This is a genomic window from Burkholderia pseudomultivorans (assembly GCF_902499075.1).
Lineage (GTDB): Bacteria > Pseudomonadota > Gammaproteobacteria > Burkholderiales > Burkholderiaceae > Burkholderia > Burkholderia pseudomultivorans.
This window is the reverse complement of record NZ_CABVPP010000036.1, coordinates 46,029-71,808: the sequence shown is the minus strand read 5'-3', so window position 1 is coordinate 71,808 and position 25,780 is coordinate 46,029. Positions and strand designations below refer to the sequence as shown.

Genomic DNA, 25,780 nt, shown 5'->3' with positions numbered 1-25,780 from the left:
AGCCGCGCGTCGAGCGCAAACACGTGACGCGCGCCGCGCGCGCTGCGGCGTGCCGGCCGCGCGGCCGCGCCCGGCAGGTTCAGCACGCCGCGCTGCGGGTCGAGGCGTTCGCGCCAGAACGCGAGCTGGCGCTCGCGCTCGCCGGCATCGAGCCAGCGGCGCTGCCACAGCGCGTAATCCGCGTACTGGATCGGCAGCGGCGCGAGCGGCACCGGCCGGCCGGTTGCGTACGCGCGATAGAACGCGGCGAGTTCGTCGAGCATCACGCCCGACGACCAACCGTCCGACACGATGTGATGCACCGTCAGTGCGAGCCAGTGGTGCGTCGCGTCGAAACGGATCAGGTGCGCGCGCAGCAGCGGCGCAGCGCCGAGATCGAACGCTTCGGCTTCGTCGGCGGCCGCGACGTGTTCCGCGCGTGCGATGCGCTGCGCGTCGGGCAGTGCTTCGAGGTCGGTCTCGCGCCACGGGCAGCGCAGCGGCGGATGGATAGTCTGCGAGACGCCGTCGCCGGCTTCGTCGAAGGTCGTGCGCAGCGCTTCATGGCGCGCAATCAGCGCGTCGCACGCGAGGCGCAGTGCATGCGCGTCCAGTGCGCCCGTCAGCGCGAGCCGCTCGGTGATGTGATAGGCATCCGGCGCGTCGATCAGCCGCGCATGCAGCCACAGCCGCGTCTGCGCGAACGATGCCGGCACGCGTTCGCTGCGCGGTGCACGCGGCGGAATCGGCAGCACGCGAAAGTCGATGCCGGCCGCGCCGAGCTTGTCGATGAAGACCGCGCGCTGCGCGTCGGGCAGTTGCGCGAAGCGCGTCGCGAGCGCGAGCCAGTCGGGTTGAGCCTTCGTCATCCGGGGTCCTTATTGGGTTTCCAGTTCGCCGAGCAGCGCGTCGATCGCGCTCGCCGCGTCGGTCGCGCCGCGTGCCGCACAGGCTGCATCGATCGCGTCCGCGCAGCGCGCCAGCGTGCGCGTGTCGAACAGCGTGCGCAGCGGCAGCGCGAGCCCCCAGTGCAGGTTCGCCTGCGCATGCGCGTGCGTCGCGAGCAGCGAGTGGCCGCCGAGCAGGAAGAAATCGTCGTCGCGGCCGATCGCGTCCACGTGCAGCACGCGCTGCCAGATCGTTGCGAGCGTGCGTTCCGTGTCGGTCGCCAGCTCGGCGGCCGCGGCGGTATCGCGCACCGGCGCCGGCAGCGCATGACGATCGCACTTGCCGTTCGGCGTGACCGGCAGCGCATCGAGTTCGATCAGTTGCGACGGCACCATGTAGGCCGGCAGCTGCGCGCGCAACGCGTCGAGCAGCGCGGCGCGGTCGAGCGGGCCTGCGTCGCCGCGTGCGACATAGCCGATCAGCTGTTCGTCGCGCACGATCACGACCGCGTCGTGCACGCCCGGCGCCGCGCGCAGCAGCGCCTCGATCTCGCCCGGCTCGATCCGCTGGCCGCGCAGCTTCACCTGCGTGTCGACGCGGCCGAGATAGTCGAGCGCGCCGTCGGCGCGGCGTCGCGCGAGATCGCCGGTGCGGTACATGCGCGCGCCCGGCACGAACGGATCGGGCACGAAGCGCTCGGCGGTCAGCGCGGGCCGGCCGAGATAGCCGCGCGCGAGCCCCGCACCGGCGAGATACAGTTCGCCGGTCGCGTCCGCCGGCACCGGCTGCCATGCGGCATCGAGCACATGCAGCTGCAGGTTCGCGATCGGATGGCCGATCGGCACCGCGACCGCGTGCACGTCGTCCGGACCGCAGGTCCAGTGCGACACGTCGATCGCGGCTTCGGTCGGCCCGTACAGGTTCACGAGCGTCGCGTCCGGCAGCAGCCGCGCGAGTTTCGCGACGAGTTCCGGCGCAAGCGCCTCGCCGCTCGCGACGATCAGCCGGACGCTGTCGCATTGCGCGGCCGCGTCGAAATCGTCGAGGTGCGCGGCGAACGCGGCAAGCATCGACGGCACGAAATGCAGCACCGTCACGCCGTGCGCATGGATCGCGGCCGCGAGGCGCGCCGGATCCCGATGGTCGCCGGGCGCGGCGATCGCCAGCTTCGCGCCGACGGCCAGCGGCCACACGAACTCCCAGACCGACACGTCGAAGCCGAACGGCGTCTTGTGCAGCACGACGTCGTCGCGCGTGAGCCGGTACGCGTGCTGCATCCATGCGATCCGGTTCGCGAGCGCGCCATGCGTGTTGCCCGCACCCTTCGGCTTGCCGGTCGAGCCGGACGTGTAGATCAGGTAGGCGAGCTGCGCGTCGTCGACGGGCGCGGCGGCGGAAGCGTCGCCGGCCGCGACGATATCGACGTCGTCGGCGAGCAGGTCCGCGACCGTCAGCAGTTGCGTTGACGCGTCGTCGCCCAGCGCGGCCTCGACCTGCTCGCGCAGATGCGCCTGCGTGATCGCGACGGCCGGCCGCGCGTCGCGCAGCAGGTATGCGATGCGCTCGGCCGGATAGTCGGGATCGACCGGCAGGTAGGCGGCGCCCGCCTTCAGCACGCCGACGAGCGCGATCACCATGTCGAACGAACGCTCGACGCACAGCGCGACCGGCGTATCGGGTCGCACGCCGCGACGGCGCAGCGCGGCGGCAACGCGCGACGTGTGCTGATCGAGTTCGCGATAGGTCGCGCGATGCACGCCGCCGTGCGCGTCCGCGTATTCGAGGGCGATCGCGTCGGGCGTCGCGCGGGCGGCGTCGACGAACTGCAGGTGCAGCGGCTGCCGCTGTGCTTCGGGCCACTCGTATGCGGTGTCCTGCACGCGCGCCAGCGCGTCGAGCGCGACCGCATCGGCGATCGACAGCGTTCCGAGCGGCGCGTCCGGCGTGCGCGCCAGCGCATCGAGCGCGCACGCGAACGCGCGGTGCCAGGTCTCGACCTGCCGCGCATCGACGCGCGCGGTGTCGTAGCCGTAGTCGATCGTCAGCTCGGCGCCGCTTTCGATCACGAGCGTCAGCGCGAAATCGGTCGCCTCGATGCTGCGCACGTCGTTCAGCGCGAGCGCGCGCGGATCGCCGTCGCGTGCCGTGTCGTCGACCGGATAGTTCTCGAACACGACCAGCGTGTCGAACAGCGCGCCACCGGCGCCGCGTGCCCAGCGCTGGATATCGGCGAGCGGCGTGTGCGCATGTTCGGCGGCGGCCGCGTTGTCGCGCTGCAGCGCCTGCAGCCAGTCGGCCGCACGCTGCTGCGGCGCCGGCGCGGTAATCACCGGCACCGTGTTGATGAACAGGCCGAGCACCGCGTCGACGTCCGGCAACGCGTCGGGGCGGCCGGCGACGGTCGCGCCGAACGCGACGGCCGGCTGGTGCGTCATCCGCTGCAGCGCGAGCGCCCACGCGCCCTGCACCAGCGTGTTGACGGTCAGTTTCAGCGCGCGGGCAGTCTGTGCGACGCGCGCCGTCGCGGCCGCGTCGATCGTCGCGCGCCACGTGACGACGGCGGTATCCGCGCGATCGGCCGCGCGTTCCGCGATCAGCGTCGGCGCATCCAGCCGCGCGAGCCGTTCGGTCCAGAAGCGTTCGTCCGCGTCGCGATCGCGCGTGCCGAGCCATGCGATGAAATCGCGGTAGCGCAGCGGCGGACGGCTCGCGAACGGCGACACGGCGTCGGGGTCGCGGTAGTCGCGCAACACGTCCGCGAGCAGGCGCGCGGTGCTCCAGCCGTCGAGCAGCACGTGATGACGCGTCCACACGACGCGCCATGCGTCGTCGCTCACGCGGATCAGCGTGAGCCGCATCAGCGGCGGCTCGCGCCAGTCGAAGCCGCGCGCGCGATCGGCCGCGAGCCACGCGTCGAAGTCGGCGCCGAGCGTCGCGCCGCGCGTGCGCCAGTCGAGCTGCTCGACCGGCATCCGCGCATGGCGATGCACGCATTGCAGCGGCGCGGCCTCGTCGGGCATCACGCTGGTGCGCAGAATGTCGTGACGCGCGACCGACGCCGCGAACGCGGCGGTGAGCCGATCGGCATCGAGCGCGGTCGCGGTCGCGACGAGCTGGTTCACGTAGCTTGCCTGGCCCGGTGCGAACAGCGCATGGAACAGGATGCCCTGCTGCATCGGCGACAGCGGGTACACGTCGTCGATCGTGCGCCAGTCGAGCGGCGTGCGTTCGATCGCGGCCTGCGTGAGGCCGGCGGCTCGCGCGAGCGGGAAGTCGCCCGGCGTCGCCCCGCAGCCACGGTGTGCGATACGCGATGCGCAGGCGTCGACGAGTTCGCGCAGCGCGGCCGCGAAGCGTGCGGCGAGCGCATCGATCGTCGCGCGTTCGAACTGCGGCGCGCCGTATACCCAGTGTATTTTCAGCGTGCGTGCGCCGTCGCGATCCGTGTCCAGATACGCGTGAATCGCGAGCGTGTTGCCGAGCGGCCCCTGCGGATCGCGTTCGACGCCGGCGCCGCCGAAACGCGGGACGAGCGTCGCGTCGCGCGGCGCGTCGAACTGGCCGAGATAGTTGAACGTGACGCGCGGGCGCGGCACCGCGGCCAGCGCCGCGCGCGTCGCCGCATCGCCGTAATGCGCGAGCACGCCGAAGCCGAGCCCTTTGTGCGGGACCGCGCGCAGCGTGTCCTTGATCGCGCACAGCGTGTCGCGCGCGTTCGTCGCGACCGGCAGCGTCACCGGGTAATGGCTGGTCAGCCAGCCGATCGTGCGGCTCGCATCGGCGTCGTCGAACAGCGCCTCGCGGCCGTGCCCTTCCAGCTCGACGCGGCACGATGCGGCGCCGCGCGCGCCGGCCAGCGCCTGCGCGAGCGCGGCGCTCAGCAATTCGATCGTCTGCGTGCGATACGCGGCATGCGCATCGGTCAACGCCGCGCGGGTCAGCGCCGCGTCGATCGTCTGCACGACGACGGCCGCCTCGGCGTTCGTCGCCGGCGCGTCGGGATGATCGGGCACGAGCTCGTCGCCCGACGCCATGGCGGCCCAGTACGCGACTTCCGCCGCGAACGGCGATGCCGGCTCCGTCGCGGCGCGCGCGAGACGTGCGGCCCACGCGTCGGCGCGCAGGCCCGGCGGCGACAGGCGAATCGGCATGCGCTCGACGGCGGCGCGATAGGCCGCGTCGAGATCGTCGAGCAGGATGCGCCACGACACGCCATCGACGATCGCATGGTGGATCGCGAGGTAGAGCCGCGTCGAGCCGTCCGGCAGCCGCGCGGCACACGCGCAGGCGAGCGGGCCGCGGCCGAGATCGAGGCGGCGCTGCAGCGCGTCGAAGCGCGCGAGCGCATCGGTCTCGTCGCTTGCCGCGACTTCGACGAACGGCAGCGCGTCGTGCGGTTGCGCGGCGTCGCCGGCCTGCCATGCGCCGTTCGCATCGCGCGTGAAGCGCTGGCGGAATGCGTCGTGATGAACGAGCAGCGCGTCGAACGCGCGTGCGAACGCATCGGCGTCGAACGGTCCGCGCACGTCGAACGCGACCGACTGGTTCCAATGGCCCGGGCGCGGCACGTCGAGCGCGAAGAAACGCTGTTGGGCAGGCGTCAGGATCCGTGCGACGGCAACGTGTGCGGCCTGGGCCGCCGCCGGCTGCGGCATGGCGGCATCGTCCGTTTTCGCGACGCGCGCGAGTTCGGCCACCGTCGGGCCGTCGAACAGCTGCTTCGGCGTGAAGCGCACGCCGCGCTTGCGCGCACGGGCGATCACCTGCAGCACGAGAATCGAATCGCCGCCGAGCTCGAAGAAGTTGTCGTCGCGACCGACCTGCGGCGCCTTCAGCACGGCCTGCCACACGTCGGCGAGCACCGTTTCGACCGGGCCCTGCGGCGCATCGCCTGACGCGCTCGCGGCCGGCGCGATGGCCAGCGCGCGCAGCGCGGCGCGATCGATCTTGCCGTTCGCGGTCACCGGCAGCCGTGCCAGCGCGACGAACTGCGCGGGCATCATGTAGTCGGGCAGCGTCGCGGCCAGCGCGGCGCGCATGCCGGCTTCGTCGAACGCCGCGCCGTCGCGCATCACGACGAAGGTCGCGAGCCGCACGCGGCCGTCATGTTCGATCGCCAGCGTCTCGGCCTGCGCGACCGGGCCGGCCGCGCGCACGGCCGCGCTCACTTCGCCCGGCTCGACGCGATAGCCGCGAATCTTCACTTGATCGTCGATGCGGCCGAGGAATGCGATTCGACCATCCGCGCCCAGTCGCACGCGGTCGCCGGTGCGGTACAGCCGTGCGCCGCGCGCGAACGGATCGGGCACGAAGCGTTCGGCCGTCTGTCCGGGCCGGTTCAGGTAGCCGCGCGCGACGCCGGGGCCGCCGAGATACAGCTCGCCCGCCGCACCCGGCGGCACGCAGGCGCCGAACGCATCGAGCACGAGCGCGCGCGCATTCGGCAGCGGCGTGCCGAGCGGCACGCCGCTCGCGGGATCGCGCCGGTCGGCGGCAATCGACGCCGTGTCGCAGGCGAGCGCGCCGACCGTCGCTTCGGTCGGCCCGTAATGATTGATCACGCGGCATGCAGGCGCGAGCGCGGCCAGCCGCGCGACGAGCGCCCAGGTCAGCGTCTCGCCGCCCGTCACGAGCGCGTGGCGCGGCAGCACGTCGGCCGGCGCGCGCGCGTCGAGCAGCGCCTGCAGGTGGCTCGGCACGATCTTCAGCACACCGACCTCGCGGCGGCGCATTTCATCGGCGAACGCATCGGGATCGAACGCGCACGACGCCGGCAGCAGATGCAGCGTGCGGCCCGCGCACAGCGCGCCGAACAGCGTCGTGTGGCCGAGGTCGGCCGCGACCGTCGACACCATCGCAAACGATGCGTCGGGCGCGAACGCGAGTTCGTCGAGCATCCCCTGCACGTAGTCGGCCAGCGCGCCATGCGATACGACGACGCCCTTCGGCGTGCCGGTCGAGCCCGACGTGTAGATCAGGTACGCGCCCTGCTCCGGATGCGGCGCGACGCGCACGCCGGCCGCCAGAGCAAGGGTGGCGTCCCGCATCAGCGCGTCGAGGTCGAGCGGCTGCGTGTCGGCGCCGGCCGGCCATCCGGCCGGATCGGCCACCAGCGCGTAGCGCGCGCCGCAGTCCGCCGCGGCGGCGGCCAGCCGCGCGGCCGGCTGGGCGGGATCGAGCAGCACGGCCAGCGCGCCGGCCTTCAGCGCGCCGAGCAGGCCGACGACGAAGCGTGCGGACCGTTCGACGCAGACGATCACCGGTGCTTCTGCTTGCGCGCCGCGCAATTGCAGCGCGTGTGCGACGCGGTTCGACGCGTCGTCGAGTTCGGCGAAGCTCAGCGACGTCGATGCATCGGCAAGCGCGACGCGATGCGGATACGCGGCCGCCTGTCGCGCGAACGCGGCGACGACGTCCGCATGCTCGATGCGCAGCGTGCGGCCGTCGCGCGGCTGCCGCGATGCGGGTGCAGCGTCGCACGGCAGCGCGGCCGTCGCGCAGTGCGGATCGCGCGCGGCCGAGGCGAGCAGCGCCGCGTAGCTGTCGAGCCACGCGCGCGCGGTCTCCGCGTCGATGCAGTCGGTCGCATGGGCCGCGACCAGTTCGATGCCGTTCGCGTCGTCGGTGAAATCGAGTGCGAAATCGAAGCGCGCGGCGAGATCCGGCCCCGGCGTCGCGACCGCGATCGCGCCCGGCAGCACGCTGTCGTGCCGCGCGTCGAACTGCTGCGCGAATTTCACTCGCAGCCATTCGTCGCCGCGCTTCACAGGCGGCTTCACCGCATCGACGACACGTTCGAACGGCACGTCCTGATGCGTCATCGCGTCGAGCACCGCCGTGCGCGTCGCATCGACCAGCGCGCGGAACGGCAGCGTCGGCGCGACGCGCACGCGCAGCGCGACCGTGTTCAGGAACAGCCCGAGCAGCGCACGGGTTTCCGGACGCTGGCGATGCGCGACCGGCACCGCGACGACGAGGTCCGTCTCGCCGGTCAGCCGTGCCAGCCACGCGTCGAGCGCGGCCAGCAGCACGGTGAAGACGGAGGCCTGCGCGTCGCGCGCGAGCCGGCGCACGTCGGCCGCGACCGCGTCGGGCAGGCGCACCGACGTGCGCGCGCCGTGCAGCGTGCGCGTCGCGGGCGGCTGGCGGTCGACCGGCAGCGCGAGCGGGCCCGGCACGTCGCACAGCGCGCCGCGCCAATAGTCGAGCTGGCGCTCGCCCTCGCCGCGCGCGAGCAGGTCGCGCTGCCAGTCCGCGTAGTCCGCGTACTGGATCGGCAGGTCGGGCAGCGACGGCGCGCGGCCTGCCGCAAACGCGCAATAGGCTGCCGACAGTTCGTCGAACGCGCAGCGCGAACTCCAGCCGTCGGTGATCGCATGATGCGCGGTCAGCAGCAGGCGGTGGCGATCGTCGGCGAGCGCGACGAGCGTTGCGCGCACCAACGGCCCGCGCGCCAGATCGAACGGTGCGCCTGCATCGCGTTCGGCGACGCGCGTCGCTTCCGCGTCGCGCGCGGCCGGCGGCCGGTCGCGCAGGTCGATGTCGGCGATCGCAACCGGCAGATGCGCATGGATCCGCTGCATCACGACACCATCGTCATGGTCGACGAGCGTCGTGCGCCATGCTTCATGCCGTTCGATCACGTGATCGAGCGCACGCTGCAACGCGGCGCGGTCGAGCGTACCGTCGATCGTCCAGTGTGCGGCGATGTGATATGCGGCGCCGGCGTCGCGCATCTGCGCGAGCACCCAGAAACGCTGCTGCGCGAGCGACGCCGCGCGATCGACATGCGGCGCAGCCGATGCGGACGTATCGGCTGCGGGGCCGCGCGCGGCGATGACGTTCAGCGCTTCTCCCGTCTCGCGCTCGGCGCGGTCGACCGTATCGGCCAGTTCTGTCAGCGACGGATCGGCGAACAGCGTATCGAGCCGCAGGTTCACGCGTACGGCCGCGCGGATCGCGGCCTGCAGCTGCATCACGGCGAGCGAGTCGGCGCCCAGCGCGACAAAATGATCGTCGCGCGACGGCGTGGTGTCGAGACCGAGCAGCGTCCGCCAGATACCGGCGAGCTGCTGCTCGGTCGGCGTGCGCGGCGCGGCGCCCGCGCATTGCGTCGCGTCGCGCGCTGCGGCGGCCCGCCGGGCTGCAATCAGCTCGCGCAGCACAGCGCGGTCGAGCTTGCCGTTCAGCGTATACGGCAGCGCGTCGCAGCGTTCGAACCGGTGCGGCTGCCATGCGGCCGGCAACTGCGCGGCCACGTGCGCCTTCAGCGCCGCATCGTCGGCCGCGTCATGCAGCACGACGCAGGCGATCAGCCGCGTCGGGCCGTCGCCCGTTTCGGCAATCACGGCCGCATCGGCAACGGCCGGATGCGCGCGCAGGCACGCGGCGATTTCCGCGGGCTCGACGCGCACGCCGCGCACCTGTACCTGATCGTCGAGGCGGCCGAGATAATCGAATGCGCCGTCGTCGCGCAGGCGCGCGAGATCGCCGGTGCGGTACACGCGCGCGCCGGGCGCGCCGTCCGGGTCCGGCACGAAGCGCTCGGCCGTCAGCGCAGGGCGGCCGTGATAGCCGCGCGCGAGACAGACGCCGCCGAGCAGCAGCTCGCCGGCCGCGCCGCGTTCGCCGTCGATGCGCGCGACGCGCGGACCGATCGCGCGGCCGATCGGCAGCGACGCATACGCATCGTCCGCGGCCAGCACGGGCGTCTCGCCCGGCTCGACCGGCCACAGCATCGGCGAGATCACGGCCTCGGTCGGCCCGTAACCGTTGATCAGGCGTACCGACGGAAACGTTTGACGCACGAATTCGAACGCCTGCTGCGGCAGCGCTTCGCCGCCGAACGCGAGCACGCGCAGCGCGCGCGGCACGCCGACGCGTGCGGCAACGGCCGCGAATTCGCGCAGGTAGGCAGGTGGAAACGCGGCGACGCTGACCGCTTCCTGCACCATCAGCGCATGCGCGGCGTCCGGCGCGAACGGCTGCGGCGGCGCAATCGTCACGCTTGCGCCGACCGCGAGCGGTGCGAGCCAGCATTCGTGCGCCGCATCGAAGTTGACCGACGCGAAATGCAGCAGCCGATCGTCTGCCCCGATCGGCAACGCGGCGGCGAGCGCATCGCAATGCGCGGCGAGCGGCCCGTGCTCGACGACCACCGCCTTCGGCGTGCCGGTCGAGCCCGACGTATAGATCATGTAGGCGGCCGCGCGCGGATGCACCGGTGCGTCTTCTTCATCGTCGGCGAAATCCGGCGCGGCTGACGCCTGTTCGGTAACGTCGAACGCGTGTTCGAACGGCGCGCCGAGCGCGGCGCGGCCCGCCGCATCGACGATGCCGTGGCGCAGCTGCGCATCGTGGACGATCCAGTCGAGCCGGGCCGCCGGGTGGCGCGGATCGAGCGGCACGAACACGCCGCCCGCCTTCAGCACGGCCAGCAGCGCGACGAACAGCTCGCACGAGCGCTCGACGCACACGCCGACCCGCACTTCCGCACCGACGCCGGCCGCGCGCAGTTGCCGCGCCAGCCGCGATGCGCGCGCGTCGAGCGCGCCGCGCGACAGGCGCAGGTCGTTCTGGAAAGGCGCCGCGAGCGCGGGCGCATCGGGCGCGCGGCGCGCCTGTTCGCGGATTCGGTGGTGCAGCGCAGTCGGGAAACTCGTCATGGCGTGAAGTCCTTCGGTCTGGCCGCTTCGGCCAAGTCTCGGGGCCGCTTGGGCGGCTTCACTGGTGTGACGAACGACGCGCGCGATTTTTTACCTTTTTGTTTTCGATTCCGATGCGACGCCCGGCCGGCGGGTTTTCCGGCGCACGGCTAAATATTTGTGCGGCCCGTTCGTCTATCAGGGAGGAAAGCCGCGACGGCGCAGGCCCGTTCGCCGCTTTCACGACCGTTTCGACGTTTCTGCGTACCTTCTTATTGACCGACGTTGCCGATGACAGCTGCCCACGAGTCTTCCTCCCCGCCGTCCCTCGACGCCTCGCCCGCCCGCCCCGCGGCGCGCCTGATCCTCGCACTGCTGCGCGAAAGCCGTGCGCCGTTCACGCTCGCGCTGGTCGCGTGCGTGCTGAACGGCATCGCGAGCGTGCTGCTCGTCGCGACGCTGAACCGCGCGCTCGCGCAGCCGGGCGCGGCCGACGCCGCGCTCGCGTGGCGCTTCGCGCTGTGCGCGGTGATCGCGCTCGTCACGCGGATCGTGTCCGGTACGCTGTTCGCTCGGCTGTCGCAGGACACGATGGCGCGGCTGCGCGTGCATCTCGCGCGGCGCGTCGGCGCGGCCGAGCTGCGCGACATCGAGCGGATCGGCGCAGCGCCCGTGCAGTCGGTGCTGACCGACGACGCGACCAACGTGTCGATGCTGTTCTTCGCGCTGCCGAACCTCGTGATGCACGGCTCGATCGTGTTCGGCTGCCTCGGCTATCTCGCGTGGCTGTCGTGGCCCGTGTGCGCGCTCGCGCTCGCCGCGATCGTCGCGGGCTCGCTCGGCTACCACACCGGCGACCGCCGCGCGATCGCGTCGCTCGAAGCGGCCGGCCACGCGCAGGACCGGCTGTTCGGCTATCTCGGCGCGCTGTTCTCCGGCGCGAAGGAACTGAAGCTGCACGACGCGCGCGCGCGCCAGTTCGTCGACGGCCAGCTCGGCGCGGCGATCGGCGAAGTGCGCGATCATCGCCGTCGCGCATTCAGCGCGTACGCGGTCGGCGTGGGCTGGATCATCTTCCTGTTCTACGTGTTCCTCGGCGTCGCGTCGTTCTGGCCGCAGCTCGGCGTGCATGCCGATCCGGGCGCGGCCGCCGGCTACGTCGTCGTGTTCCTGTTCATGCTGGTGCCGCTCGACGGGCTGCTGAACAACCTGCCGACCGTCAATGCGGCGCGCGTGTCGCTCGCGCGCATCGAAAGCGTGATGACCGAATTCGGCGCGCTGCGCACGGTGCCTCCCGCCAGCGATGCGCCCGACCTGCCGCCGGCCGGTGCCGTCACGCTGCGCGGCGTCACGCATGCGTACTTCCACGAGCGCGACGAGCGGATGTTCCGTATCGGGCCGGTCGACCTGACGATCGAGCCGGGCGAGCTGGTGTTCATCGTCGGCGGCAACGGCAGCGGCAAGACCACGCTCGCGAAGGTGCTCACCGGTCTCTACGAACCCGAGGAAGGCACGATCGAGGTCGACGGCCGCGCGATCGGCTGGCGCGAGCGCGCCGCGTACCGGCAGCGCTTCAGCGCGGTGTTCAACGATTTCCATCTGTTCGATGCGCTGATCGGCATCGTCGACCCCGACGATCCGGACCGCGCGCAGGCCGATGCGCGCGCGAATGCGCTGGTCGCGAAGCTCGCGCTCGACCACAAGGTGCAGGTCGTCGACGGTGCATTCTCGACGCGTGCGCTGTCGACCGGGCAGCGCAAGCGGCTCGCGCTCGTCGTCGCGTATCTGGAGGATCGGCCGTTCTACCTGTTCGACGAATGGGCGGCCGACCAGGACCCGTCGTTCAAGGCCGTGTTCTACGAACAGCTGCTGCCCGAACTGCGCGCGCGCGGCAAGGCGGTGATCGTGATCACGCACGACGATCGCTATTTCGGGCTCGCCGACCGCCTGCTGAAGCTCGAGAACGGACGGATCGTCAGCGATACGACGCCCGCGGATTCGCAGCACGGCGTCGGCGCGCTGAGCGCGTAAACGGAAACGGCCGGCGCGTCGCGGTTGCGACGGGCCGGCCGTGTCGTTGCTGTGTGATGTCGGAAAACCCGGGCGCGCTGGCCGAAGCCGCATCGCCGAGCCCGCAGGCTCTTGCGGCGATCATTGTCGGCAAGCCGGATTCAACCTTCTCCTCGTCTTCCCCTCCGCCGCCGATCAACGCGCGATCGGCAGCTTCAGCATCGTATCGGTCATCACGTCGGCCAGTTTCAGCGCCGACATCGGCCCGCCGAACCCCCAGATATTGCGCTCGACGAGCGCGATCCGGTGCCGCTGCAACGCCGGCACGAAACGCCATACCGGCGAATCGAGCTTCGCGGCAAGCGGCACGTCGAGCCCGGTCGCGGTCACGAACAGGATCGCGAGATCGCGCTGCGTGAGCAGGTCGGCCGACGTCACGTAGAGCGTGCCTTCGCGCGTCGGCTTTTTCGGCCACGGCTCGAGACCGAGTGCGCGCGCGAGGCCCGCAGCCGTGCTGTTGCCGGTATACGCCCAGTAGCGGTCGGGCAGGCCGAGTTCCTGCAACAGCGCGATGCGTTCGCCCTGGCGGCCGGCCGCCGACAGGCGCGCGGCATTGCGCGCGAGCCCCGCGTCGAGCTGCGCTTCGACGGTCTGCGCGCGCGCGTCGCGCCCGGTCACCGCGCCGATCGTGCGGAAGATCTGCCGCATCCAGTCGAGCTGCGTGACGGGCACGCCGTCCTCGGACACGTTCGGGCTGAACTGGAACAGGATCGTCGGCGCGATCCGGTCGAGCGCCGCGAAGATCGGCGCATGCCGGAAGCCGACGCCGATGATCAGGTCGGGCTCGACCGCCGCGATCGCTTCGAGCCCCGGCTCCTGCCGCGAACCGATGTCGGTCACGTGCGCGAGGCGCTCGCTCCGGTAGCCGAGCCAGCCCGGATAGAACGCGGTGTCGGCCATCCCGACCGGAACCAGGTCGAGTGCGACCACGCTTTCCGCGAACATGAAGTCGAGCGCGACCACGCGCTGCGGCCGCACCGGCATCGTCGCGCTGGCCTGCGACACGACCGGATTGCCGGCCAGCGACAGCCCGTGCGGCGGTGCCGCGCGCGCTGCGTGACCGCCCTGCCCGCCGCGCGCATCGCCGCTCACGTCGCCCGCGACGGCGACCGCGGGCGCCGCGAATGCGCCGCAACACGCGGCGCCCAGCGCCGCGAGCCGCGCGAGCGCGTGCCGACGGCCCGCGTCCGTCACCGGATCGCGTCCTGCCCGGCCAGCGCCGCGTCGTCCATCGTCAGTAGCAGAGGACAGCTTCCACACAGTTGCGTTTCTCCAGGAATTTCATAGCGCAGGCAGCACACGCGGCGCGCGCGAAACGGCGTCGGCAGCAGCGGCGAACGCGGTATCGCGTCGCGCACCGGCAGGCGCAGCGGATTCGGCTCGCCGGCCACGCACGACGTGCCGAACAGCCAGTCCGCATCGCGCACGGGATCGGCCGCGCACGGCAGCGCGCGACAGCTGTCCAGCAGGAAATCGAGCAGGTTGCCCGCGTTGCTCCACAGCACGCGCGGCGTCACGCGGCCCATCGCCGCCAGCAGGTCGATCACCGCGCCGAGGTGCGCGACGAGGCCCGCATAGCGGCGCGCGGGATCGTCGCATCGCGCGCCGAGCGCGTCGGGCGCGAAATACAGCGCGGCGGGCATCCCTTCGTCGAGCGCGACGAAGGTGCGCTCAGGCGTCATGTCGAGCGGCCGGCCGAGCGTCAGTGCGGCGACGACGCCGGCCGGCGCCGCGCGGCCGAAATAGTATTTGCTCCATTGCGACACCAGCGCGCGCGCGTGCCGCGCCGGATCGCCGCCGTAATGGCGCACCATCGCGTCGAGCACCGCGTCGCGGTGATCCGGCAGCGCGCCGACCGGCACGACGACGCGGCCCGGCGCGCGCGCGTCGTCGGGCATGCCGAGCCAGACGACGTCGAGATGCGCGGCGAACGGCTCGGGCGCGAAGCGCGAGAAACGGGTGGCGCGTGCGCCGTCGAACGGTGGCGTCATCGCCCCACGCGCCGCGCGCGGCGCGCCTCGACGATCAGCAGGCCGAGCAGGTACGGCGCGCCGATCAGCGCGGTCAGCACGCCGGCCGGCACTTCTCGCGGCGCGACCAGCATGCGGGCCGCGAGATCCGCGCAGCCGAGGATCAGCGCGCCGCACGCGGCCGCAAGCCACAGCCGCGTGCGGTGCCGGCGCGCGCCGAGCATCGTCGCGACATGCGGCGCCATCAGCCCGATGAAGCCGATCGGCCCGACCGCCGCGACGGCCGCGCACGCGGCGAACGTCGCGATCGCCAGCGCGAGCGGCCGCAGCACCGCGATCGGCAGGCCGAGCGCGGCCGCCTGATCGTCGCCGAGCGCGAGCATGTCGAGCGGCTGCGCGAGCCACGCGAATACCGGCACCGCGAGCACGCACCACGGCAGCAGCATCGTCACTTCGCCCCAGCTGCGCCCGTAGGTGCCGCCGACCAGCCATACGACGAAGCGCGCGGGCTGCACGCTTTGCTGCGTGATCAGCCACTGCGCGAGCGTGGTCCACAGCGCGCCGATCACGATGCCGGTCAACGCGACCGCAAGCGGCGCATAGCGATGCCGGTGATTCAGCGCGAGCGTGATCGCGAGCGACAACCCGCCGCCGATCAGCGCGGCCGCCGCGAGCGTCACGTGGCCCATCAGCGGCCAGCTCGACAACGCGAACAGCGTGACGAGCCCCGCGCCCTGCGTGACGCCGAGCACTTCGGGGCCGGCCAGCGGATTGCGCACCACGCTTTGCATCGCGACGCCGCTGACGGCGAGCAGCGCGCCGGCGAGCAGCGCGCACAGCAGGCGCGGCATGCGCAGGTCGATCAGCATCCGCGCGACCGTATCGTGGCCAGACAGCGCGGCGAACCAGCGCGCGGGCGCGAGCCATTCGGGGCCGGCCGACACACCGGCGAGCACGATCAGCGCGCCCGCCGCGACGAACAGTGCGGTGCGCAGCGGCCAGCCGAGCCGTTCGAGCCAACCGACCAGCCGCGTCGACCCGCCTGCGGCCGAACGGTCGGCTTCCGCATGCAGCACGCCCGACCACGCGGCACCGCGCCGGATCATCGCGAGCATCAGCGGCGTGCCGACCAGCGCGATCGCGACGCCGGTCGACAGCGTCGCGTCGAGCCCCGACGCCAGCACCGCGCTGTCGGTGACGAGCACGAGTGCGCCGCCCGCGAGCGCCGACAGCGGCACCAGCGCGCCGAGCCGGGCCGCGCGCGCGCCGCGCACCTGCCGCAGCAGGTTCGGCGCGACGAGGCCGACATACGACAGCGGGCCCGCGATGCTGACGGCCACGCTCGTGAACGCGACCGCGACCACCGTCGCGGCGAGCCGCGTCGCATCGACGCGCACGCCGGCCGCGGCCGCCGCCTCGTCGCCGAGCGCGAGCGGATCGAGCGGCCGGATCACGAACGGCAGCGCGACCAGCGGCAGCACGAGCCAGCGCGCGGCGAGCATCAGACCGGTCGCGCCCGGCTGATAAAGGCTGCCGTTCGCCCACAGTGCGGCGCCCGCGATGTTCTGCTCGAAGAACGCGAGCACGAGCGTCGACAGCGCCGCGAACAGCAGCATGCAGACGCTGCCCGCGAGCACCAGCCGCAGCGGCGTCGCACGCCAGCCGCCAGCCGCGGCGAGCGCGCACGCGGCGCCCGCGAGCCCGCAGACGAACAGCATCGGCACCGACGCGACGCCCGCCAGCGCGGGCACCAGCATCGCCGCGAGCAGGCCGAGCTGGGCGCCGCCCGTCACGCCGAGCAGATCCGGCGACGCGAGCGGATTGCGCGTGAGCGACTGGAACAGCGCGCCCGCTATCCCGAGACATCCACCCGCGACCAGTGCGGCCGCGACGCGCGGCAGGCTCAGGTCGAACAGGAACACATGCGCGAGCGCGGCGGCGTCGCTGCCGGGCGCGGCAGCCGACCATGCACGCAGGTCGGGCGCGACGCGCACGCCCACGACGAGCGCGATCAGCGCGAACAGGCCGATCGCAATCCGTCCCGCGCGGCCGGCCGTTTCGCGCTGCCCCGCCGCCGCGAGGCGCTTGCGCGTCGCGAGCGTCGTCATGTGGCGAGATCCCTGTCGAACGCACCGGCCGCCTGCGCGGTGCCGGCAGCCGACGGCCCGTAGGCCGGCACGCACATCGGCGCACCCGTCTGCGGATGCGCGAGCTTCAGCATCTCGACGCCGAACGCCGCGCGCAGCCGCGCGGGATCGAGCATCGCGTCGGGTACGCCCTGCGCGACGAGACGGCCCGCACGCATCAGCACGATCTCGTCGCTGTAGGCGGCCGCCTGGTTCAGGTCGTGCAGCACCCAGACGATCGTCAGCCCGCGCGTGCGATTCAGTTCGCGCAGCGCGTCGAGGATGTCGAGCTGGTGATGGATGTCGAGATAGGTCGTCGGCTCGTCGAGCAGCACGATCGGCGCCTGCTGCGCGAGCGCCATCGCGATCCACGCGCGCTGCCGCTCGCCGCCCGACAGTGCGCCGACGTCGCGACCCGCATCGTCGGCTAGGCCGCTCGTGGCGAGCGCCTCGTCGATCGCCGCATGATCGGCGCGCGACAGCCCGCGCAGGAAGCCGCCGTATGCGTAGCGCCCGTACGCGACGAGTTCGCGTACCGTCAGGCCCGATGGAATCTGGTTGAACTGCGCGAGCATCGTCAGCTCGCGCGCAAGCGCGCGACGGCGAAACGACGCGAGCGGCCGGCCGTTGACTTCGACGTGCCCCGCGCGCGCGGGCTGCAGACCCGCGAGCGTGCGCAGCAGCGTGCTCTTGCCGCAGCCGTTCGGGCCGCACAGCGCGGTCACGCGGCCGGCCGCGATCGACAGGTCGAGCCCGTCGATCACGACATGGTCGCGATACCCTACCGTCAGCCCGCGCGCGGCCAGCGCGGCGGTGCTACGCGTCATCGGTCCTCCGTTCGCTCGCGCGCGGGACCGTATAGCTTTGCGCCATCGCGACCACGACCTTGCGCGGCCCCTCGAACGGATCGCGCGCATGCGCGGTGAGCATGTTGTCGAGCATCAGCACGTCGCCCGTCTGCCACGGGAACACGATGCGCTGACGGTCGAGCACGCCGCGGATCTCTGCAAGCGCATCGGCCTCGAGCGGTGCGCCGTCGCCGTAATAGACGTTGCGCGGCACGTTGTCGAGGCCGACCGCGTCGACGAGCGCTTCCTGCATGTCTTCGTCGAGCGCGGACAGATGGAACAGGTTCGCCTGGTTGAACCACACGCGATCGCCGCTGCGCGGATGACGCGCGACGGCCTGGCAGCGTTCGCGCGTGCGCAGCAGCAGTTCGCCGTCGTCGTCGGTGCGCCATGCGCATTCGATGCCGCGCGCCGCGCACATCCGCTCGACCTCGGCCGGATCGTCGGTGCCGAACGACTGCTGCCACGGCAGGTCGAGTCCTTGCCCGAAGTTGCGCACGTACAGCAGTTCGCGCTGCTCGAAGCGTGCGACCAGCGCCGGGTCGAGTGCGCGGTAGACCGCGCGGCTGTCCGCGATCGGCGTCGCCCCGCCCTTCGGCGCGGCGAGCGCGCAGTGGAACCAGATCCGCAGCGGCCATTCGCGCGTATACGACTGCTCGTTGTGCAGCGGAATCGCGCGATGCGGCGGGTATTCGGTCGACGTATACACCGCGCCTTCGACCTGGCTGCGCGGCGTCGACGCGTACTCATAGCCGATCAGCGGATCGCCGAACGCGGCCGCGAACTGCTGGAACGCGTCGATCGACGGCACGTGAAAGCCGGTAAACAGCACGCCGCCCGCGCGCTCGAGCGTGTCGGCCGCGATCGCGCGCGCGAGCGGCGCAACCTCGTCGAGCGACATGCCGCCGGCGCGCGGCGACACGACGGTGGGCAGCCCCGGCTCGATACGCAGGTCGTCGAGCATCGGCAACGAAAGCAGGGTCATGCAACGTCCTCTTCAGATGGCGCGCCGGGTCGCGGCGCAGCGGATCACGATGCGCTCGATGCGCGCTCGCCGTCCATCGCGCGGCGCAGGCTTGCGGGGCGCATGTCGGTCCATACGGCTTCGATGTGCGCGAGACAGTCGGCCTTCGGGCCGCGCACGCCGACCTCGCGCCAGCCGGCCGGCACGGGCCGGAAGGTCGGCCAGATCGAATACTGTTCTTCGTCGTTGATGACGACCGTGTAGACGAGATCGTCGGTGTCGGCGGAAGGCGTCGTGGCTTGCGTCATGATCGAAAAAGCGGGAAACGGTTGAAGGAGGCGAAGCGGCGATTCGACCGCTCCTGCCTGAAAGACGATTGGCCGGCGCGAATTTTTACCGCCGCCGCGCGCGGCCGCCGAGGAACACCGGACACGCGACACCGCGATGGCAGGCGTCGAGGCATTCCGCGCAGTGGCGCTCCGCGTCGCGCACCATGAAATGCACGAGCGTCTGCGACACGTTCAGCGCGCGCGCCGCGGTCTGCAGCGTCTCCTCGCGCAGCCGCACCATCTCGAACGCCGCGCGGCTGCGCGCCGGCAGGTCGTCGAGCGCGGCCCACACGCGCCGCAGCGTGTCGCGCGTCAGCAGCGCGGCCTCCGGCGTCGGCTCGGGCGACGGCACGTCGAAGCCGTCGTCCTCTTCCGTGTGGTAGACGTTTTCGAGGTTCTGCCGACGGCATGCATCGATCGACGCGTTGCGCACCATGCGCGTCACGTACGCGACCGGCTGGCGCACCGCGTCCTGGTTCGGAAACTCGACGAGCTTGATGAAGACGTCGTGCACGACGTCCTCGGCCCGGCTTGCACAGCCGACGAAGCCGCGCGCGACATTGACGAGCATCGCGCGATGCGCGATCAGCACGTCGAGCAGCGCGCCCTGCGCGCGCGGCTCGGCAGCCTTGCGCGCACGCGGCGCCGGGCGCGGCGGCAGGTCCGGATAACTGCCGAGGAACGGGTTGGCCGTCGCCGCGACCGGTCGTTCGAGCACGTCCGCCATAGCCATCGATCTGCTCCGTCAAATTTCGAGATGGCAAAATTTAACGTAAACGCAAATCATTCTCAATCTGATTACTAGATATCCATGCCGATAGCCGGGATTTGTCTGAATAATGAGCGGGATCGTTGCTGGAACAGACGGACCGGACGCAAGAATTCAGGCCCGCAATAGGCTTTCGAGATGAAAGCTGCGGCCGGCGCGGGATGCCGGAGGCGGAACGGCCGGCCGGCACGGCAAGGCGCCGGATTGCCGGGCGAGCGGCGTGCGCGGCCCGCAGCGACGACCTTTCATCGACCTGACAAAAACGGCGCGCTTGTCATTTGCCGTAGCAACTTATTACCACGTGAAATTTGTGGGGCTCGTACGATCGAATTGCCGTTTCCAAGGGAGAACAACATGAAGACCATCGTGTTATCGGCTGTCATGGCGGGTGCATTGTCGAGCGTTATGTTGACCGGATGCGTCGCCTACCCCGCTCCGGCGGAAGTCACGATCGGCTGGCATGGCGATCGTTATTGGGACGGACATCGCTACTGGGAGCGCCGCGATTGGGAAGCGCAGCATCCCGGTGGACATGACGACCGTCGAGACGATCATCGCGACGATCAACGCCCGCAGTGGTAACGCCCTTCCCCTTCCCGTGTGACTCGATCCTCAACGACAGGACCTCAACATGAAAACGCTACTGAAAACCCTGACCGCCGCTGCCGTCGCCGCCGCCGTGCTGGTGCCGGCCATCGCCGAAGCGCATCCGCATCGCGTATGCCACTTCGACCACCATCATCACAAGATGTGCCGCTGGGTGCGGTAAGCGTCCCGCAGCAAACGCGAAGCGCCGGCATGCCGGCGCTTTTTTGTGTCCGCGCGCGGCGAGAAGCCGCACGCGCGTCAGTAGATGAACAGGCGGATCGTCGCGGTGCCGTTGAACGGGCCGATCTTCGGTGCTCCGAACGACTTCAGCACCGCATCGAGCGTCACGCTCTGATAGTTCACGTTGCCCGGCATCTGCGCGAGCACGAACTGCTCGTTGAACGGAATCGTCTTGCCGTTGCGGTCTTCGATGCCGATCCCGAAATTGCTGTTGGCTTCCGGCACGAGCAACCCGTTGCGTACGGTCTGCGAGGTTTCGAAGTAGCCGTCCACGCGCACCGCCACGTTGCACTGCTTGGTCAGCGCGACGCTGAACGGCTTGCGCGGCACCGCCGGCGAAAAGCCGTTGCCCGTCGCCTGGATCTGGCCGAACTTCACGACGCCCGGCTCGGGCGTGACCTTCACGTCGACGATGCACGGCGTCGGCTTGAGATTCTGCAGGCCGCTCAACTTGTAGCGAAAACTCGGGTTGATGTAGTTCAGGCCGCCCTTGCCGTCGAACTGGAACACCGCATAGATGTCCGACGGCGGCCGCACCCAGTTGCCGCGCTTGCGCACCACGACCTGGTAGGTGATGCTCAGCGGAAACTTCTCGCATCGTCCCGCCTTGACGGCGGCATCGCTCAGCGTGCACGGCTCGACGTAGGTCTTCGTCTGCACGCCGTCGCCCGGCTGGCTGCTGCGGCCGAAGTAGTCCTGCCCGAGGTAGCGAATGCCGATCTCGAGCCCCCATGCGGCCGGGTTCTGCTGCTCGGGGTTCGCATAGAAGTAGATCCATTCGCCGAACGTCTTCATGTCGCCGCCGAGATCCTTGTAGCAGTATCCGGTCGTCGTGCGCGGCGGCGACACCCAGATCACGTAGCCGTCCGGCGCATCGGTCGGATACGACGCCACGTTGCCGATCGACTCGGTCAACATCGTGCCGCCGCCGTTCGCGACACAGCGTACGGCCCAGGCCGGCTGCGCGAGCATCAGGCAGCATACGAATGCGCACCAGCCGAGCCACGCCGGCATGCGGATCGCGCCCGGGTTGAAGCGGACGCCGCTCATTTCTTCACGCTCTTGCAGGCGCCCGCATCGCACGCATACTCGACCGCCACCTGGCCGCCGTAATCGTCGATATGCGTGACGAACAGCGTCGACGGCGCCGCGGCCTTGAACGGCACCTCGGCCGTGGCCATCGGGCTCACCATCACCGGCTCCATCGGCACCGGCGTCTTCTGCGCGCCCGCGCTGACGTCGACGACCGTCACGTGGTACGGCGTCGGGTTGTCGAACACCAGCCTGTGCGCGGCCGCGTCGACGCGCAGCGTCATCGGCAGCGTCCAGTCCTCGTCGCGCGCCGGCTGCACGGCCTTCGGCCGGTAGAACAGCTTCATCTGCGTATGCAGCGCGATCTGCAGCGCGTTCGGCGTGTCGGTCTTCGGCGGCACTTCGCGGATGTTCAGGTAGAACACCGATTCGCGATCGGCCGGCAGCGCGGTGCCGGGCAGCTTCGCGATGCGCAGCACGTTGCGCTCGTTGGCCTCGACGCGCTGCAGCGGCGGCACGACCATCAGCGGCGACGTGATCTTGTTGCCGTTCGCATCCTCGAGCCATGACTGCACCAGATACGGATAGGTCGTGCTCTTGTTGGTGATCGTGACGATCGCGGCCTGCTCGCCCTCGTTGAAGATCACGCGCGTGCGGTCCGGCACGATCGCCGCCTGCGCGGCGCCGGCCAGCAGCGCGCCGGCGGTGGCGAGCACGCACGAGGCGCGCCGCAGGAAAGAAACGGAGTAGGAAGGGTTCATCGCAAGATCCGTGGAAATCATCGTTCGTCCCGCGCGGCCGCTGCATGCGACTCGCCGGGCGTCTGGCACGTCACCGGGATCGGCGTGCCTTCAAGTTGAAGCTGGTTCGGCAGCACGCCGATCGTGCAGAGCGTGCGCTCGCCCGCGCGCACCGCGAGCGACGACTTCGGCTGCACCTGCGTGAGGTAGGCGGCGCCGCCCTCGCCGACGATGCCGAGTTCCTTGCCGTTCGCCGCGTCCTGCACCGATGCGCCGAACGGCAGCGGCTTGCCGGCCGGGTCGGTCAGCGTCAGGTACAGGTTGCTGCCGCGCGCGGCGGAGAATTTGACGAAGCCGATCGCGCCGTCGGTCAGCACCATGCGCTGGATCGGGTTCGACACCTGCACTTCGAGCGGCAGTTTCTCGACGTTGACGGCCGCGTCGTACACGTTGTACGGCGAGATGCCGTCGAGCACCGCATAGCCGCGCGAGTCGGTATGCGCGAGCGTGCCGGACAGCGGCACGGCGGGCACGCCGTCGGTCGATACCAGCAGGCGCGTATCGCCCGCGTTGCCGTTCGCATGCGCGGCGACGCCGTACTGCGTCGCGACGAACGAGCCGTCGACTTCGAGCGACGCAGCCGCGTACGCGTTCGCGACCGTCGACGCCTGTGCGGTGAGCTGGTACGCGGAGGTGCGCTGGCGGAAGCTCGCGTTCGCCGACGCGCGCCCGTCGGTCGCGCCCGCGTTGACCTGGTAGCTGCGGCCGTCCGCGTCGTCGTACAGGTAGCCCGCGTTGACGCTGGTGCTGCCGTTGCCCGTCGTCAGGTTCGACGAGACGATGTGGCGGCCGCCGATCGGCAGCGTCGCGGTAACCGAAAACTGGTTGCCGCTCGCGCCCGCGCTCTGCGTGCGAAACGCCGACATGCTGACGTTCAGGTTGCGCAGCGCGCCGATCGAGAACGCGCGCGTCAGCGTCAGGCCGATGCGCTGCTCGGACGTGCGCTGCCAGTAGGTCGTCTGGTCGTACGAGAAATAGGTCGACGTGTCGCCGAAGCGCTTCGACAGCGTCGCCGAATAGCGCTGCTTGCTGTTCGCGAGGCCGTACGCGGTCGGGTCGCCCGAGAACTGCGCGAAGTTCGTGTATTCGCGCTCGGAGAAGCGATAGCCGAAGAAGCGCACGTCGGCGTCGAGCCCGTCGAAGTGCTTCGAATAGTTGACGCGATACGAGTTGCCGTTGCGCGTCGCGCCGTTCCACCACAGGCGCGCACGCGCATGCGTAACGTCGGCCGACAGCGCGCCGAACGTGCCGAAGTCGCGGCCGACGCCGAGCGCGATCGACGTATAGCCCGACGCGGCAATGAAGCCGCCATACACGGTGACGTCGAACGGCAGCCCGTAGGCGGCCTCGCCGAAACCGAAGAACGGCGTGATGCCCGCGCCGCCGAACAGGCGCGGCTTGCCGACCGCGGCCTTGTAGCGGAGCTGCCCGGTGCGCGCGAGGAACGGCACGGCCGCGGTCGTCACCTGGAAACGCTGCACGCTGCCGTCCTCTTCCTCGACCGCGACGTCGAGCGTGCCCTGCACGCTCGTGTTGATGTTCTGCAGCGCGAACGCGCCCGGCGACACGCGCGTTACGTACAGCACGCGGCCCGCCTGCGACACGGTCACAGTCGCGTTGGTGCGCGCGACGCCCGAGATCAGCGGCGCATAGCCGCGCAGCGAAGGCGGCAGCATGCGGTCGTCGCTGCGCAGCGACGCGCCCGTCAGCGCGAACGTGTCGAAGATGTCGGAGCTGAGATAGTCGTCGCCGAACGTCACGGTCGACTGGATCGACGGCAGCGCGCGGAACGCATAAAGCCGGCTGAAGCGGAACGTGCGATCCGCGTACACCGTGTTGCCGACGTTCGACTGCGCCTGGTAGTCGCCGCGAAAACGCCACGCGTCCCAGTTCGCGCCGACCGTCCCGTAGGCCTGGACCGAATTCGTCTGTCCGCCGGCCGCGCCGAAGTTGCGGTTGGTGTTCGCGATCACGCGATAGTCGAGCATCGCGCCCGGAATCCCTTCGGACCAGCGATCCGGCGGCAGGTAGGTCGAGTCGGTGAACTCGAGCGCGGCCTGCGGAATCGTGATCTTGAGCCGTCCGTCGCCCTTCAGGTAGCGCACGGTCGCGCCCTCGATCGCGCCGAGATCGACACAGCGGCCGCCCTGGAAACGCGGCAGGCCTTTCATCAGCGACGGCTTCAGGCCGAACTGCGCGACCAGTTCAGGCCGCAGGCACGGCTTGCCGGCGCCGGATGCATCGAGTGCGACGAACTCGATCGACTGCAGCCCGTAGAACAGGTCGTTGACCTGCACGTCGAGCATGTACTCGCCCGGCAGCGTGAAATCGGCCTGCGAGAACTGCGACAGGTCGACGTTGCTCGCCCCGTCGATGCTGAGAAACGACGAATTGAATTCCGTCGCATGGCTCTGGCTGCCGACCACCAGCACGGAGACGCAAAGGAAGGAATGTCTGATTCGCACGCGGTGCTACCGAAAGTCCGGGGAGAAGGAAAACAGGAGGGAAAACGCGGGAGACAGGGTGCGCACACCCCGCCTCCCGCCGGGACGCTTACTGGTAGCGAACCGTGAAGTTCGCGACGCCGTCGGCCGTACCCGGCGTCACGCCGGCTGCGGTCGCTTCGTACATCGCGGCGAAACGGGCGACGTTCGTGCCGTTCTGCAGCACGGTCGGCGCCTTCTGCTCGACGCCGTTGTCGAGGTATTCGCCCGAAGCGGCCTGCAGGCGGATGCCGACGTTGGTGGCCGAGCCGATCGTGGCCAGCAGCTTCTCGTCACCCGCGCTCGACGTGCCCGTGAACTTAAAGTACGCGTTCTGCGCAATGCTGGTGTCGCAGTCGGTGAGCTTGATGTCGAACTTCGTCGGCGTGGACTTGTCGCCGGCCTTCTTGAACACGTTGGTCGGAACCTTGCCGAGGTTCACGGTCTGGTTGTCCGAACCCGAGTCGATGCCGCATGCGCCAGCAACGATCTCGCCCGTGAAGTTGATCGTGCCGGTGCCTTCTGCGAAGGCCGAGGTGGACAGGGCGGCGAGTGCGACGGCGGTCAGGAGGGTTTTTTTCATGGCGTTTCCGTAAGGATTGCAGATTGGATGGACGACGTGACGGACACAAACGGCAGCGTGTGGTGGGCTCCCGTCCGACACGAGGCCGCATTATCGAGATAAGGTTGAAAGAATTCTGTAAAGCATTGTTAAATTGCAAATGACAATGTCCGCCTGCCGATCTTTCAACCCCACTATTTCCAGACGGTTTGCAATCCCTTTATTTTGATCCGCGGTCATTTTTGAATTGACGGAACCGATTGAAGATTAAGCGGATTTCCGCAGAGCACCTTCCTGAAGCTCGCCGAGCCTTGCCAGCATTGCCCGACACGGAATCCTTCCGCGACGAGACAAAATCCTGTCAAACTCCGCCAAAGTTGTCCGATCGCAACAAAACCGCGCGAGCATATTCAACCAACAGGAAATTAACGGACGCTTTTCTTTTAAACCGATTCAATGCGCAAACGATTGCGACATCAATACAAACG

Annotated in this window: 16 protein-coding genes; 3 read left to right on the top strand and 13 right to left on the bottom strand. The window is 70.4% G+C overall.

Going from position 1 to position 25,780, the window contains the following annotated elements:
- Positions 1-848 (bottom strand): condensation domain-containing protein (locus BST28156_RS22020; protein WP_254596408.1); only part of this gene is annotated, 848 nt, incomplete at its 3' end.
- A 9-nt stretch (positions 849-857) separates the two neighbouring features.
- Complete coding sequence (locus BST28156_RS22015) at positions 858-10,532, bottom strand: non-ribosomal peptide synthetase (RefSeq protein ID WP_174903362.1); 9,675 nt, start codon at positions 10,530-10,532, stop codon at positions 858-860.
- 270 nt (positions 10,533-10,802) lie between these two features.
- Here BST28156_RS22015 and BST28156_RS22010 point away from each other — a divergent pair, with 270 nt between their 5' ends.
- Positions 10,803-12,542 carry a cyclic peptide export ABC transporter gene (locus BST28156_RS22010; RefSeq protein WP_174903361.1) on the top strand — a complete coding sequence of 580 codons (1,740 nt, stop codon included), beginning with the start codon at positions 10,803-10,805 and terminating at the stop codon, positions 12,540-12,542.
- Positions 12,543-12,716: 174 nt separating this feature from the next.
- Here the strand turns inward: BST28156_RS22010 and BST28156_RS22005 are convergent, their stop codons facing one another.
- The 7 genes from BST28156_RS22005 to BST28156_RS21975 form a co-directional block, all read right to left on the bottom strand.
- Complete coding sequence (locus tag BST28156_RS22005; protein WP_174903360.1) at positions 12,717-13,775, bottom strand: ABC transporter substrate-binding protein; 1,059 nt, start codon at positions 13,773-13,775, stop codon at positions 12,717-12,719.
- Entirely contained in the window at positions 13,772-14,572 is an 801-nt protein-coding gene (gene fhuF, locus BST28156_RS22000) for a siderophore-iron reductase FhuF (RefSeq protein ID WP_174903359.1), read from the bottom strand. The genes BST28156_RS22005 and fhuF overlap by 4 nt, the downstream gene beginning before the upstream one ends.
- Positions 14,569-16,659 (bottom strand): Fe(3+)-hydroxamate ABC transporter permease FhuB, encoded by a 2,091-nt coding sequence (gene fhuB, locus BST28156_RS21995; protein ID WP_174903358.1) that lies wholly within the window; start codon positions 16,657-16,659, stop codon positions 14,569-14,571. The genes fhuF and fhuB overlap by 4 nt, the downstream gene beginning before the upstream one ends.
- On the bottom strand, positions 16,656-17,504 hold the full coding sequence (locus BST28156_RS21990) for an ABC transporter ATP-binding protein (protein WP_060243887.1): 849 nt from the start codon (positions 17,502-17,504) through the stop codon (positions 16,656-16,658). The genes fhuB and BST28156_RS21990 overlap by 4 nt, the downstream gene beginning before the upstream one ends.
- Positions 17,494-18,510, bottom strand: coding sequence for a TauD/TfdA family dioxygenase (locus BST28156_RS21985; protein WP_174903357.1), 1,017 nt, complete (start codon positions 18,508-18,510; stop codon positions 17,494-17,496). The genes BST28156_RS21990 and BST28156_RS21985 overlap by 11 nt, the downstream gene beginning before the upstream one ends.
- A gap of 44 nt (positions 18,511-18,554) precedes the next feature.
- Positions 18,555-18,797, bottom strand: coding sequence for an MbtH family protein (locus BST28156_RS21980; RefSeq protein ID WP_006764342.1), 243 nt, complete (start codon positions 18,795-18,797; stop codon positions 18,555-18,557).
- Positions 18,798-18,882: 85 nt separating this feature from the next.
- A complete protein-coding gene (locus tag BST28156_RS21975) occupies positions 18,883-19,551 on the bottom strand; it encodes an RNA polymerase factor sigma-70 (RefSeq protein ID WP_174903356.1) in 669 nt (222 codons plus the stop codon).
- Between the two features lie 390 nt (positions 19,552-19,941).
- Between BST28156_RS21975 and BST28156_RS21970 the strand changes: the two genes are divergently transcribed.
- Both BST28156_RS21970 and BST28156_RS21965 read left to right on the top strand, forming a co-directional pair.
- The gene (locus BST28156_RS21970; protein WP_174903355.1) at positions 19,942-20,169 is read left to right on the top strand and encodes a hypothetical protein; all 228 of its coding nucleotides are present in this window, start codon (positions 19,942-19,944) and stop codon (positions 20,167-20,169) included.
- 49 nt (positions 20,170-20,218) lie between these two features.
- A complete protein-coding gene (locus tag BST28156_RS21965) occupies positions 20,219-20,356 on the top strand; it encodes an HHHH-motif protein (protein ID WP_174903354.1) in 138 nt (45 codons plus the stop codon).
- Between the two features lie 77 nt (positions 20,357-20,433).
- On the opposite strand, the gene BST28156_RS21960 is transcribed toward BST28156_RS21965, so the two are convergent.
- The 4 genes from BST28156_RS21960 to BST28156_RS21945 form a co-directional block, all read right to left on the bottom strand.
- A complete protein-coding gene (locus BST28156_RS21960) occupies positions 20,434-21,465 on the bottom strand; it encodes a fimbrial protein (protein WP_174903353.1) in 1,032 nt (343 codons plus the stop codon).
- Positions 21,462-22,208 (bottom strand): fimbrial biogenesis chaperone, encoded by a 747-nt coding sequence (locus BST28156_RS21955; protein WP_060243880.1) that lies wholly within the window; start codon positions 22,206-22,208, stop codon positions 21,462-21,464. Before BST28156_RS21955 ends, BST28156_RS21960 begins: the two co-directional genes overlap by 4 nt.
- Before the next feature lie 17 nt (positions 22,209-22,225).
- Entirely contained in the window at positions 22,226-24,712 is a 2,487-nt protein-coding gene (locus tag BST28156_RS21950; protein ID WP_496350117.1) for a fimbria/pilus outer membrane usher protein, read from the bottom strand.
- Positions 24,713-24,800: 88 nt separating this feature from the next.
- Entirely contained in the window at positions 24,801-25,313 is a 513-nt protein-coding gene (locus BST28156_RS21945) for a fimbrial protein (protein WP_060243875.1), read from the bottom strand.
- Positions 25,314-25,780: the final 467 nt, after the last annotated feature.